The organism is Nocardia brasiliensis ATCC 700358 (assembly GCF_000250675.2).
In the GTDB taxonomy this organism is placed as follows: domain Bacteria; phylum Actinomycetota; class Actinomycetes; order Mycobacteriales; family Mycobacteriaceae; genus Nocardia; species Nocardia brasiliensis_B.
In genome coordinates, this window is sequence record NC_018681.1 from 2,976,153 (window position 1) to 2,988,963 (window position 12,811).

Annotated in this window: 14 protein-coding genes; 7 read left to right on the forward strand and 7 right to left on the reverse strand. The window is 69.3% G+C overall.

Translation table 11 applies throughout. The features are described from left to right. The first annotated feature begins 76 nt into the window (after positions 1-76). Genes O3I_RS13405 through O3I_RS13420 form a run of 4 tightly spaced genes read left to right on the forward strand, consistent with a single transcriptional unit; the run spans position 77 to position 5,136 of the window. Positions 77-1,402, forward strand: a complete 1,326-nt coding sequence (locus O3I_RS13405; RefSeq protein ID WP_014983463.1) for an alanine racemase — start codon at positions 77-79, stop codon at positions 1,400-1,402. A gap of 13 nt (positions 1,403-1,415) precedes the next feature. Next, positions 1,416-3,029, forward strand: a complete 1,614-nt coding sequence (locus tag O3I_RS13410) for an N-acyl-D-amino-acid deacylase family protein (protein WP_014983464.1) — start codon at positions 1,416-1,418, stop codon at positions 3,027-3,029. After that, positions 3,029-3,658, forward strand: a complete 630-nt coding sequence (locus tag O3I_RS13415; RefSeq protein WP_014983465.1) for a bifunctional 4-hydroxy-2-oxoglutarate aldolase/2-dehydro-3-deoxy-phosphogluconate aldolase — start codon at positions 3,029-3,031, stop codon at positions 3,656-3,658. Before O3I_RS13410 ends, O3I_RS13415 begins: the two co-directional genes overlap by 1 nt. 11 nt (positions 3,659-3,669) lie before the next feature. Then, a complete protein-coding gene (locus O3I_RS13420; protein WP_014983466.1) occupies positions 3,670-5,136 on the forward strand; it encodes a GntP family permease in 1,467 nt (488 codons plus the stop codon). Here O3I_RS13420 and O3I_RS13425 read toward each other — a convergent pair. Continuing rightward, complete coding sequence (locus tag O3I_RS13425; RefSeq protein ID WP_014983467.1) at positions 5,129-5,680, reverse strand: TetR/AcrR family transcriptional regulator; 552 nt, start codon at positions 5,678-5,680, stop codon at positions 5,129-5,131. The genes O3I_RS13420 and O3I_RS13425 overlap by 8 nt on opposite strands. Before the next feature lie 101 nt (positions 5,681-5,781). Here O3I_RS13425 and O3I_RS13430 point away from each other — a divergent pair, with 101 nt between their 5' ends. After that, positions 5,782-6,882, forward strand: a complete 1,101-nt coding sequence (locus O3I_RS13430) for an FAD-dependent monooxygenase (protein WP_014983468.1) — start codon at positions 5,782-5,784, stop codon at positions 6,880-6,882. A 5-nt stretch (positions 6,883-6,887) separates the two neighbouring features. On the opposite strand, the gene O3I_RS13435 is transcribed toward O3I_RS13430, so the two are convergent. Both O3I_RS13435 and O3I_RS13440 read right to left on the reverse strand, forming a co-directional pair. Beyond that, entirely contained in the window at positions 6,888-7,853 is a 966-nt protein-coding gene (locus O3I_RS13435) for a helix-turn-helix transcriptional regulator (protein WP_014983469.1), read from the reverse strand. A gap of 37 nt (positions 7,854-7,890) precedes the next feature. After that, positions 7,891-8,862, reverse strand: coding sequence for a helix-turn-helix transcriptional regulator (locus tag O3I_RS13440; protein ID WP_014983470.1), 972 nt, complete (start codon positions 8,860-8,862; stop codon positions 7,891-7,893). 63 nt (positions 8,863-8,925) lie between these two features. Here O3I_RS13440 and O3I_RS13445 point away from each other — a divergent pair, with 63 nt between their 5' ends. Next, positions 8,926-9,417, forward strand: coding sequence for a pyridoxamine 5'-phosphate oxidase family protein (locus tag O3I_RS13445; RefSeq protein WP_014983471.1), 492 nt, complete (start codon positions 8,926-8,928; stop codon positions 9,415-9,417). A gap of 7 nt (positions 9,418-9,424) precedes the next feature. Here O3I_RS13445 and O3I_RS42605 read toward each other — a convergent pair whose 3' ends face one another. From O3I_RS42605 to O3I_RS13460, 3 genes are all read right to left on the reverse strand, one after another. Beyond that, a complete protein-coding gene (locus O3I_RS42605) occupies positions 9,425-10,111 on the reverse strand; it encodes a Clp protease N-terminal domain-containing protein (protein ID WP_014983472.1) in 687 nt (228 codons plus the stop codon). A 251-nt stretch (positions 10,112-10,362) separates the two neighbouring features. Then, entirely contained in the window at positions 10,363-11,136 is a 774-nt protein-coding gene (locus O3I_RS13455; RefSeq protein ID WP_014983473.1) for an isocitrate lyase/PEP mutase family protein, read from the reverse strand. Further along, positions 11,133-11,822 carry a hypothetical protein gene (locus O3I_RS13460; RefSeq protein ID WP_063632248.1) on the reverse strand — a complete coding sequence of 230 codons (690 nt, stop codon included), beginning with the start codon at positions 11,820-11,822 and terminating at the stop codon, positions 11,133-11,135. Before O3I_RS13460 ends, O3I_RS13455 begins: the two co-directional genes overlap by 4 nt. 64 nt (positions 11,823-11,886) lie before the next feature. On the opposite strand from O3I_RS13460, the gene O3I_RS13465 reads away from it, so the two are divergent. After that, positions 11,887-12,597, forward strand: a complete 711-nt coding sequence (locus O3I_RS13465) for an ArsR/SmtB family transcription factor (protein WP_041563747.1) — start codon at positions 11,887-11,889, stop codon at positions 12,595-12,597. 1 nt (position 12,598) lies between these two features. On the opposite strand, the gene O3I_RS13470 is transcribed toward O3I_RS13465, so the two are convergent. Further along, positions 12,599-12,799, reverse strand: coding sequence for a hypothetical protein (locus O3I_RS13470; RefSeq protein ID WP_014983476.1), 201 nt, complete (start codon positions 12,797-12,799; stop codon positions 12,599-12,601). Positions 12,800-12,811: the final 12 nt, after the last annotated feature.

Genomic DNA, 12,811 nt, shown 5'->3' on the forward strand with positions numbered 1-12,811 from the left:
GTGCAGAATAACCACACGAAACACGATACGCAACAAGCATTGCAGAATATGCAATAGCGAGAAGCTATGTAGATTGATGCGGGAATTCGCGGGAAGGAACGCCGTGGTGATCGACGACGACGTCGTAGCAGCACTCGGAGACCGGAGGCTCGGTCCCGAGCACAAAGGGCTGCCGCCCGCCGCCTGGGGGCGCACCGTGCGCGAATTCCTCGCCACCGCACCGACGCTCGCGCAACTCGAAACCCCGGTGCTGACCATCGACCGGGCGGCCGTCGAGTCGAACCTCGCCCTGATGGCCGACTGGGTGAGCGCCGCGGGTGTGCAACTCGCGCCACATGGCAAGACGACGATGGCGCCGCAGCTGTGGGCCCAACAGCTCGCCGCCGGCTGCTGGGGCATCACGCTGGCGACCATCTGGCAGGTCCAGGTCGCCCGCTCCTTCGGCGTGCGCCGGATCCTGCTGGCCAACGCGCTCGTCGATCCGGTCGGATTGCACTGGGTGGCCGAGGAATTGGCGAACGACCCGGCGTTCGAGTTCGTCTGCTGGGCGGACAGTGTCGAGACGGTCGCCCTGATGGACCGGCACCTGAGTACCGCGCCCGGCGCGGCACGGGTCCGGGTGCTGGTCGAACTCGGTGGGCCGCACGGCCGTACGGGTGCGCGCACGGTCGAGCAGGCGCACGCCATCGCGGCCGCCATCGCCGACGCGCAGCGGCTGACGCTGGGCGGGGTCGGCGGTTACGAAGGCGCGCTCGCGCACGATCGCACCCCCGAAGCGGTGGACACCGTGCGGCACTACCTGGACGAGCTCGCCCGCCTGCACCGCGAAATCGCCGCCGCCGGAAAGTATCCGGGCGAGGCGATCATCACCGCGGGCGGTAGTGCCTACCCCGACCTGGTGGTGGAGCGACTCGCCGGATCGGCCGACGAGCAAGGCGCGCAGGGTGTGCCGACCACCGTCGTGCTGCGCTCCGGCGCGTACCTCATCCACGACGACGGCTTCTACGCGGGCATCTCACCGCTGGCGGCGGCGCGCAGCGACAAGCCGCTGCGCTCGGCCATGCACGGCTGGGCACGCACCATTTCCCGGCCGGAGCCGGGACTGGCCCTGCTGGACGCGGGCAAACGTGATCTGCCCTTCGATGAGGGTCTTCCGGTCCCGCAACGTATTGCGGGACCGGAAGATACGCCGGTCGACCCGGCGGCACGGACGTCGGCGCTCAACGACCAGCACCTGTTCCTGCGCCTGCCCGAGGACGCGGACCTGCCGATCGGCACCGTCGTGCGCTTCGGGCTCTCGCACCCGTGCACCGCGTTCGACAAGTGGCGGCTCGTCCCGGTGATCGACGACGCGGATGCCGAGTCCCCGCGCGTGGTCGACTTCCTGCACACCTTCTTCTGACGAGCCGGATGCCATGACGGACATACTTTTTCGCGAGATCGACATCATCGACGGCACCGGTCTGCCGCGCTTCCGCGGCGACGTGCGCGTCGCCGACGGTCGCATCACCCAGATCACCGCCCCCGGCTCGTTCGCCGAGGCCGACCGGGTCGTCGAGACCGGGCCCGGTGCCGTGCTGTGCCCCGGTTTCATCGACATGCACGCGCACTCGGATCTGCATCTGCTCACCGAGCCAGGGCATTTCGCCAAGATCAGCCAGGGTGTGACCACCGAGGTGATCGGACAGGACGGGCTGTCCTATGCCCCGATCGACGACGCCACCCTCGACGTGGTGCGCCGCCAGATCGCCGGGTGGAACGGCAATCCCGCGGACCTCGACTTCTCCTGGCGCAGCGTGGCCGAGTACCTGGACCGTCTCGACCGCGGAATCACGCCCAACGCCGCCTATCTCGTGCCGCAGGGCACCTTGCGGCTGCTGGTGGTCGGCGCGGATCAGCGTCCCGCGACCGCGGACGAGATCCGGCGCATGCGGGAGCTGCTCGCGCAGGGACTGCGCGAGGGCGCGGTCGGCATGTCGAGCGGGCTCACCTACACGCCCGGAATGTACGCCGACACCGGCGAATTGGCCGCCCTGTGCGAGGTGGTCGCGGAGTTCGGCGGCTTCTACGCGCCGCACACCCGCTCCTACGGTGCGGGCGCGCTCGAGGCGTACGCGGAGATGATCGGCCTGGCCCGGCGCACCGGCTGCGCGCTGCACCTCACGCACGCCACCATGAACTTCCACGTGAACCGCGGTCGCGCACCGGAGTTCCTGGCGTTGATCGACGAAGCCAGGGCCGAAGGTTGCGACATCACGTTGGACACCTACCCCTACCTGCCCGGCGCCACAACGCTTTCGGCACTCCTACCGAGCTGGGCGATGTCCGGCGGTCCGGACGCGGCGCTGGCCCGGCTCGACGATCCGGCGACCCGGGCGCGCATCGCCGAGGATGTCGACGTGCACGGGTCCGACGGCTGTCACGGCGTGACCGTCGAATGGGAGACCATCCAGATCAGCGGGGTCGGCAACGCGGACCTCGACGAGTACGTCGGCAAGCGGATCGACGAGATCGCCGCCGAACGCGCGGTGGCGCCGGTCGAGGTGTTCTTCGAACTGCTGCAACGTGATCAGCTCGCGACCGGCATCCTGCAGCACGTCGGGCACGAGGAGAACGTGCGCGTGATCATGGTGCACCCCGGGCACATGGGCGGCAGTGACGCGCTGCTCGCGCCCGCCCGTCCGCACCCGCGCGCCTGGGGCACTTTTCCGCGTTACCTCGGCCGGTACGTGCGCGAGCTCGGCGTGCTGGAGCTGGAGGACTGCGTGCACCACCTGACCGGCCGGCCCGCGCAACGCCTGCGACTGCGCGATCGCGGCCTCGTAGCCACCGGGTACGCCGCGGATCTCGTCGTGTTCGATCCGGCCTCGGTGATCGATACGGCCACCTTCGACGACCCCAAACAGCAGGCGCGCGGCATCACGCACGTGCTCGTCAACGGGCGCTTCGCCATCGACGACGGCGCACCCACCGGCACGCTCGCCGGGCGGGCGCTGCGCATGGACGCCGCGCGAAAGGAGACAGTCTGATGACCTCGAGCAGTGCCGCCATGGCGGCCATCCGGGCCGACCGGGTGCTGAGTGTGGTTCGCGCGCCGGAGATTCCCGATCCGGTGGCGCTGGCGGAGGCGCTGGCGTCGTCCGGTATCCGGGCGCTGGAGCTCACCTTCACCACGCCGGGTGTGCTGGGTTATCTCACGGCCGCGCGGGCCGCCGCGCACGCGGTGCTCGGCGTCGGGACCGTGCTCACCGGGGAACAGGCCAAGGCCGCGATCGACAGTGGCGCGCAGTTCTTGGTCACGCCGGGTCTGCGCACCGAGGTCGCCGAGGTGGCCGCGCAGCACGACATTCCGGTCGTGATGGGCGCTTTCACGCCGAGCGAAGTGCTCACCGCGCTCGATCTCGGCGCGGCTGCGGTGAAGATCTTCCCCGCGCGGGCACTCGGGCCCGGCTACCTGAAGGACCTGCGTGGTCCGTTTCCAGATGTGGCGCTCATCCCGTCGGGTGGCGTCAACGCGGGCAACGCCGCCGAATTCCTGGCCGCCGGCGCAATCGCCGTCACGGCAGGCACCGACGTCGTTGCCCCTTCCGATGTCGCGGCGGGCCGGTGGACCGAAATCGCCGACCGCGCGGCCTCGTTCGTTCGATCCATGAATTGAGAGGTCTACCCATGGGCGCCACCGTAGATTGGCTGCGCACCAGTACCCCGGGGCTGCTCGTGCTCTGCGGGCTCGCGATCGCAGTGCTGCTGTTCGCCATCATCAAGGTCAAGCTGGAGCCGTTCATTGCGCTGCTGCTCACCGGGCTCGGGTTGGCGCTGGCCGCCGGTCTGCCGGTGTCGAAGATCGTCGGCACGGCGATCAAAGCCGGTGATTCCTTGCTGGAGACCGGATTCGGCGGCATCCTCGGGCATATCGCCGTCATCATCGGGCTCGGCACGGTGCTCGGCGCGATCCTGGAACGCTCCGGCGGCGCCGACGTGCTCACCGGCAAGCTGCTGAACCTGTTCGGCGAAAAGGGCGCCCCGTTCGCGATGGGACTGCTCGGGCTCATCTTCGGTATCCCGGTCTTCTTCGATATCGGCATCTTCGTGCTCGCGCCGCTGATCTACGTGGCGGCCAAGCGTGGCGGGCGTTCGCTGGTGCTGTACGCGATGCCGATGCTGGCGGGTCTGTCGATGACGCACGCGTTCCTGCCGCCGCACCCGGGTCCGGTGGCGCTGGGCGGCCTGCTCGGGGTGAGCCTCGGCTGGCTGATCCTGATGGGATTCGTCTGCGGTCTACCGGGTTTCGTCGCGGCGGGCATCGTCTGGGGTAGCTACATCGGCAAGCGCGTGCACGTCGAGGTGCCGGACGAGTTCCTGGTCACCAAGGAGAAGGAAACCGCTCCCGATGAGGGGGAGCGGATTTCCGACGGCGCCGGCGGCGGCACCGGCACGGCCACCAGGACCGTGACGGCCACACCGCCGTCGGTGGGCCTGATCGGCGCGATCATCGCGATCCCGCTGGTGCTGATCCTCGGCGCCACCTTCGGTACCCAGTTGCTGGACAAGGACTCTCAGCTGCTGCAGGTGCTGACCTTCTTCGGCACACCCGCCGTCGCGCTGCTGATCGCGGTGCTCATCGCGTTCTATGTGCTCGGCGTGCGCCGTGGTTCCACCGTGCAGGAGCTCAGCGAGCTCACCGCCGAATCGCTGCGACCGGTCGGCATGCTGCTGCTGGTGGTCGGCGCCGGCGCGTTCTTCGGAAAGGTCATCTCCGCCACCGGGATCGGCACCGCGCTGGCCGACACCATGTCCGCGGCCGGGCTGCCGGTGATCGTGCTGGCCTACATCATCAGCTGTGGTCTGCGCATCGCGCAGGGCTCGGCGACGGTCGCCATCGTCACCACCGGCGGCATCGTCGCGCCGCTGGTGACCGAGCACGGCTACTCGCAGATGTCGATCGCGCTGATCGCCATGGCGATCGCCGCGGGCTCGATCATCCTCAGCCACGTCAACGACGGTGGTTTCTGGATCATCGCGAAGTTCTTCAACCTGACCGTCAAGCAGACCCTGCAGACCTGGACCGTCCTCGAAACCATCCTCTCGGTGGTGAGTTTCGCGGTCGCCGCGGTGCTGTTCGCCATCGTCAGCTGAGCAGCAGCGCGCGGACCAACCGGTCCACCACCCGCTGAGCGTCGAACTCCGTTGCGGGGCCGGCCAACTGGTGCAGCACCACGCCGTCGAGACAGTCGACGAGCAGCTTCGCCACGTCCGGCCCCGCGTCGACGTTGCGGAGCATGGTGCGAATCCAGTCGGTCAGCCGTTCGTTTCCGCGCCGCACCGCGGCCTGCGCTGCCGGGGCGGCCTGTGCCTCCAGGAACAGGGCGTATCTGGCGAGGGTGCGGGTGCGGTCGGTGGTGATCGCATGCGTGACGAACAGGGCGAGGCTGTCGATGAGCTGGTCGACGGTGCTCGGCGCCGGTACCCGGCTCAGCGCGTCCCAGTCGGCGTAGTCGCGCTCTTCCAGGCGCTCGGCCAGACCGGAGAGCAGGGCGTCCCGCGAGCGAAAATAGTTCGAGGTCGAGCCGGACGGCATGCCCGCCGCCTCGTCGACCGCGCGGTGGGTGAGCGCGCGGGAACCACGCGATCCCAGCAGTTCGATCGCGGCATCCAGGACGATTTCCCGCTTCGTAGGCACGTCAGGGATACTACATCGGTAGTGAATTGCACTACAAAAGTAGTTTTTGAACTACATATGTAGTAACTTTGTCGTCAGCTGAGAGCGGGAGGAGTCGGGCGATGGCAAAGGTGATCATTGTCGGCGGTGGCATCGGGGGACTGGCGACCGCGGTCGCGTTCACCCGGCAAGGGTGGGAGGTCGAGGTGCTCGAACGAGCCGCCGCGATCACCGCGGTCGGAGCGGGACTCTCGCTGTGGCCCAACGCCCTTCGTGCGCTCGATGCGCTGGGCCTGGGCGCGCGGGTGCGATCCCGGGCGATCGAAGGGGGTTCGGCCGGGATCCGGGACAGCCGGGGAGTCTGGCTCTCGCGCGTGGACAGTGCGGCGATCCGGGCGCGCTACGGCAGCCCGATCATGCTGCATCGCGCCGACCTGCTCGATCTCCTGCGCGCCGAGCTGCCCGAAAAGGTGCTGCGCACCGGCATTTCGGTGCGCGAGGCCCGCCTCGACGGCACCGTCGTGCACGACGCGGGCACCTCGACGGGCGACCTGGTCGTCGGCGCGGACGGTATCCGCAGCGTCGTGCGGCGGGCGGTGTGCGGCGACGTCGCGCCACGCTACAGCGGCTACACCGCGTGGCGGGTCGTGGTGACGCCGACCGAGCCGATCTCGGGGATGGCCGAAACCTGGGGTCGCGGTGAACGTTTCGGCTACGGTGCGCTGGCCGATGGCCGCGTCTACTGTTTCGCCACCGCCGATATGCCCGCGGGCGCACCGGGCGGGGGACTCGCCGAACTGCGCCGCCGATTCGGCGACTGGCACGCGCCGATTCCGGAACTGCTCGCGGCCGCAACGGAATCCGCCGTGCTGCAGCACGATCTCTACGACCTGCCCGCGCTGCCGACCTTCGCCGCGGGCCGCATCGCATTGCTCGGTGACGCGGCGCACGCCATGACCCCCAACCTCGGTCAAGGTGCCTGCCAGGCCTTGGAAGACGCGGTGATCCTGGCCCGCGTCGCCGCCACGGATACCGGCCTCGCCCGGTACGACCGGGAACGCAGGCCGCGCACCCAGATGATCGTCACCCGCTCGCGCCGGGTCGGCACCGTCGCTCAACTGTCTTCGGCGCCTGCGGTATTCGCGCGCAACCTGCTACTGCGGCTGACGCCCGCCGCAGTGCAGACGAAATCGTTCGCCCCGGTCCTCGATTGGACCTGCTGACCCGGCTAGCCGGGAAAATCGCGCAGGGCGTCGGTGCAGCGCGCGGCCTGGGTACGCAACGCGGCGACCAGTTCCGGTGGGCCGCTGAGCAGCGTGAAGTCCAGATTGCTCGACGTGATCATCCAAACCAGGTCCGCGGGAGTTTCGGCACCGACGAGCAGGCGGCAGGAATCGGCGTCCACCGGTTCCAGCACGCCCATGCCCGGCCAGATGCGATCGGTCGCGGCCGCCGCGGAGATATGCAGCAGGACGGTCGCCCGGCACGGCCAGGCGTTCGTGGACAATTGCCGCGAAAGATACTCGGCCACATCGCCTTCCGGTGGCTCACGCGGGGTGAAGCGGGGGCCGGTCGGGATGCGCGGGGTGAGGCGGTCGGCCCGGAAGGTGCGCCAGCCGGCCCGATCGATGTCCCACGCGACCAGGTACCAGCGGCGGCTGAAATGGACCAGGCTGTGTGGTTCGACCTTGCGGAGGGTCGACGTGCCGTCGTGTGCGCGGTAGTCGAAGCGCAGACCCTCGTGCCGCTGGCAGGCCTCCGCGACCGCCATCAAGGTTTCCGGCCGCACCGCCGCGCCCGGCGTCCCGACCCGAACTGTGGCCGCGCGCAGGGTGCGCACCCGATGCCGCAGTCGCGGCGGCAGCACCTGTTCCAGCTTCGTGAGCGCGCGCAGTGAGGACTCCTCGATGCCCGCCACCGTCCCGTCCGAGGCGCTGCGCAGCCCCACCGCCACCGCGACGGCCTCCTCGTCGTCGAGCAGTAGCGGTGGCAGCGTCGCGCCCGCCCCGAGCCGATAGCCCCCGGTCCCTTGCGTGGCGTCCACCGGATAGCCGAGTTCCCGCAGGCGCTCGACATCGCGGCGCACTGTGCGCCCGGTGACGCCGAGCCGCTGCGCGAGTTCCGCTCCGGTCCAGTCCCGGTGCGTCTGCAACAGGGCCAGCAGTTTCAGCAGCCGTGCCGACGTCTCCAACATTGCTTCACCTTGCCATCGGCTTAGGAACGTTACGGTCCTAACCTGGATGGTAGCGGGCGTGCATGCGGGCGGCGGTCTCGGCCAACCGCGCGCGCAGTTCCGGCGGGTCCAGCACCTCGATGAACTCACCGAGCGGCAGGATGGCGTGCGCGAGAACGTCCCAGGCTTCCGAGGCCAGGGTCAGTTCGACCCAGCCCTCGGCATCGGGTTCGGTCGCCGACGCCAGCGCCTCCGCGACCGCGGCGGGCTCGTGCCACAGGCGCAGCAGTCGCAGCTGGGTCGCGGCCATCCGACAGCGGGACCGGACCCGCAACATCGACTGCGCGAAATCGTCCGCCGCCGCGGACCAACGCGCGGCCAGATCGAAATCGTCCGGCCGCGTGAAGGTTTCGCCGTTCGGCTCGGCCGAGACGATCCGGCTGACCCGGTAGGAGCGGACCGCGCCGCCGTCGCGGGCGACGAGATACCAGGTGCCCGCCTTCATGACCAGGCCGAGCGGATCCAGCAGGCGCTCGACGACCTTGTCTTTGCGGCCGTAGCGCAGGTGCAGGCGGCGGTCGTGCCAGAGCGCGTCCGCGACGGTGTTGAGGGTGGGCGTCTCGTCGGGGCGATGGAACCAGCCCGGTGCGTCGATGTGGATTCGCTCGGCGATTCTGGTCGCGCGGCCGCGTAATTCGGGTGGCAGCGCGGCGAGAACCTTGAGCTGTGCGGTCGCGAGCACCGTACCGAGGCCGAGATCGGCTGCCGCGCCGGGCAATCCGGTGAGCAGTACCGCGTCGGCCTCGTCGATGGTCAACCCGGTGAGCCGGGTTCGGTAGCCGTGCACCAGTTGTACGCCGCCCGCCCGGCCCGGCTCGCTGTACACCGGCACGCCCGCCGCGGACAGCGCCTCGATATCGCGGTACACCGTGCGCACCGACACCTCGAGTTCCTTGGCGAGCTCGCCGGCGGTCGATCGCCCTCTGGTCTGCAACAGCAGCAGTAGTTGCACCAATCGGCTCGCGCGCATGGATTCGAGACTAACCGGAAAAGTTGACAGGAGATGACAAGGATTGCGCGTACTGTCCAGCGCATGACCACTTGGAGTGATTTCGCCGAAGAAGCACCGCATATCGCCGAACTGTTCGTGCGCCGGCACACCGCGACCGGCAACCTGTGCATGCTGGGCACGCTCCGCTCGGACGGATTCCCGCGGATCAGCCCGGTGGAACCGCGGTTCTTCGAGGGCAATCTGGTGATCTCGGGGATGCCCGACACGACGAAATTCCGTGACCTGGCGCGTGATCCGCGGTTCTGCCTGCACACCGCCACGGTCGACACCCAGGTCGGCGACGGTGACGCCAAACTGTTCGGCACCGTGGTCGATCTACCCGACCAGCAACTGCACGAGCGGTTCGCCCAGCACCTGTTCGACGAATCCGGGTTCGACATCCGCGGCCAGAAGTTCGACCACTTCTACATCGCCGACCTGAGCAGTGCCTCCACGGTGGAGGTGATCGATGATCACCTGGACATCACGATCTGGAAGCCGGGACAGGGCGAGCGGGTGGTGCACAAACACTAGAACCGCGTCATTCGCGGCGCGGCAGCCTGCCGAGCACCTCGTCGGCGAGCCGGTCCCGATCCACCTCCACGGCGTCGAGAGCCGGGCGCACCACGTCGTCGTCCAGTGCGAGCAGGCCGAGCAGCAGGTGACCGAGATCGACTGTGCTGCTGCCGGATTGCTGGGCGTGCACCTTGGCGACGGCCAGCGCCTTGATCGCCTGCGGTGCGAACTGCGGCGTCACCAAGGCGGCGGCCCGTGCCGCGGTGCCGGCCCGCAGCGCCGCGCGGAGGTTCTCGTGTGAAAGCGCCAACGCCGTGATCGCGGTGCCGATGGGTGTTTCGGGATCGGCGGCCGCCGCGCTGGTCAGCGCCAGGAGCAGATGGCTCGGACCGATGTGCGCGTCGTCGAGGGCCTGCGCCTCACGCAGGCTGTTCTCCAGTACCTTCCTGGCCTGTTTGGTGAACGGGATGTAGCCGGACACGTTGAGGTTATCTGGTCCCGGCTGCAGCGCGATCCGGGCCCGCGCTGCTTTCGGTTCGATGCCGAGCTGCGCCAACGCCTCTGCGGCGCCGAGGGTCGGTTCGCGCTCGCACAGGTCGAGGACAGCAAGCAGCATATGCTCGGCGCCGATGTAGTCATGGTGCAGATCACGGGCGGCTTCCTGCGAGAACACCACCACTCGCCGAGCGTGATCGGAGAATTTCTCGAACATCGCGAGCCCCTTTCGGCCGTCGGCCGCTGGCTTCAATGGTAGACACCACGGGCACTCCGACTGTCCGATATGCGTGGTTGACTCCGCGGTGCTGGGCCGATAGCGCAGATCGACGCGTAGTCGGGCGGAGGCTTGCCGGGTGCGCGGTCGTCGAGCAAGGCGGTGCCGCGCCGGTCCGGTGACCCGACGGCTGCGATCGCGCGATGCGGGCAACTAGATTGCGGTGCAGAAACTCTCGGTGTTCGGCGATCTCACTGGGTGAGGGCTTGGATCCGATCGTAGGGCGGGGCCGCGGTGGGCAGCGGAGTGTCGGCGCGGACCGCTCGGGCGGTGTCGACGGCCGCGGCGAGTGCGGTGCGGTACAGCAGTGAACCGGTGCTGATCCGGCGGACGCCGAGGGTGGCGAGGGTCGCCAGGGACGGGCCGGTCGGCGAATAGAGGACGTTGACGGGCAGCGGTACGGCGGCGACGAGCTGTTCGATCGCGGCGGGATCGGTGAGACCGGGGACGAAAATGCCGTCGGCCCCCGCGGCGGCGTACCGCGCGGCCCGGTCGAGCGTGCTGTCGGCATCGAGGTGCAGCCAGTGCGTGTCGACGCGCGCGTTGACGAAGAGTTGCGGCGCGTGCGCTTTGATCGCCGCGATCACCGCGGTCTGGTGTTCCGGTGCGGCCAGCGAGTTTTCGGTGCGGCCGTCCTCCACGTTGATTCCTGCGATACCGATCTCGGCCAGCTGCGCGGCGTATTCGCCGACGGCCGTAGGCCTTTCGCTGAAACCTCCTTCGATGTCGACGGTCACCGGCACCGGCAGCCGGGCGAGTAGCCGGGCCAGCGCCATGGTGGCCGCGGCGGTGACGCCGGTGCCGTCCGGCAGGCCCGCCGCGACCGCGACTCCGAGGCTGGTGCTGCCGATCGCCGGAAACCCCTCGGCCGCAAGCAGCGCCGCGGAACCGAAGTCCCAGGCGTTCGGCAGCACCAACGGCTCGTCACGGTGATGTAGTCGGTGGAAGGTCTCGGTCTTGTTCACGCTGATCCCTCGATGATGCCTGCGGCGAGTGCGATGGCGTGCGCCCGGCCCGGGCAGGCGTGCGGCCCGACGCCGAAACCCAGTCCCGGGTGGCGCATGTCGAGTTCGACCAGTTCGCCGTCGATCACCCGGCGGGTCGAACGCAGCGGCGGATGTTCGTCCATGGTGCGGGCGATGCGTTCCTCCGCGCTGCCGTGCGGGTCTGACTCCCGTACGTGGGCGACGAGCGCCGTGATCGCGGCACAGGCCTGTACCAGCAGGCAGATTCGCGTCGCCGTCGCGTCATCGGGCACGCCGCCGCAGGCGGCGACCAAATCCGCTACTGCCGCGTCGGCGGCGGCGTCGTCCGGCTCGTGCGGTTGATAGTGAGCGGCGACCAACGTCACCGTTTCCTCTGAAATGCCTTGCAGTCCAAGCTTTTCCGCCAAGGCACGGATATGAGGTAGGGCGCCGCCCGCCGCACGTGCCCGCGCACGAAGGTCGGCGGGGGAGAGGCGGTCCAGCTCGGCCACGACCAGTGCGCGCAGCCGGCGGTGCTCGGCGCCCTCGCGGAACCGGGGCACGTGCGCGCGCAACCACGCGACACCGATCGGCGCGTCCACCTGCGGCGCGACGGGTACCGGTGCGTCGATCAAGGTTTGGCGCACTTGGTCGGGGTCGGTGAGCATGGGCGGTGTCCGAGTCATGGCGAGACCGTATCTCCGCGACATTTCGGTCGCCGCCGAAACGAGGGCGCGCCATGATGGGGTGGTGTCATCCCGAGGAGCCGAACTGGCCGGTCTCGCCGCCTTGCTCGCCGACCGCACCCGCGCCGATATGTGCCTGGCGCTGGTCGACGGCCGGGCGTGGACCGCGGGCGAGCTCGCCCGGCACACGGGGGTGGCCGCGTCGACCGCGACCGAACATTTGAACCGGTTGCTCGACGGCGGGCTGCTGGTCGAACGGCGCCAGGGCAGGCACCGCTACGTGCAGTTGGCGGGGCCGCAGGTCGCCGAGCTGCTGGAAACGATGGTCACCCAGCTCGAACCGTCGCGCCCGGCCGTGACGAATCTGCGAACCGCCACTGTCGCAACGGCGTTGGCGCGGGGCCGGACCTGCTACGACCATCTGGCCGGACGCCTCGGGGTCGCGATCACCGACGCGATGACCGAGCGCGGTCTGCTCGACCAGGACACCGGCTTCGCCCTCACCGAAGCCGGCCTGTCCTGGCTCACCGGACCCCTGGGCATCGCGCCCGCCGCCTTGCGCGGGACGCGCCGCCCGCTCGCCCGGCCCTGTCTCGACTGGACCGAACGACGCACCCATCTCGGTGGTATCGCGGGCGCGCAGATCTGTCATCGCCTCCTCGAACGCGACTGGATCACCCGCGTCGGCACCGGCCGCGCCGTCCGCGTCACCGCCGACGGCGAAACCGCCTTGCACACACTGCTGGCGATCGATCCGTCCGCGTTGCGGCCGTGAATCAGATCGGTTCGCGCAACTGCCGCAGCCGATAAGCCACCCGTGTGATCAACCCCGCCAGCATCCGCGCGGCAGCCTCCAGTCGATCCAGCAGGTCCGACAACTCCTCCTCGCTACCCCGCGCCACATCGAGGCCCCGCAGCCCAGCCAGCGCACCCTCCAGGGCGCTGAGCTGCTCTTCGTAAGCTCCGTTCGAACGCATGTTCTAATGCTA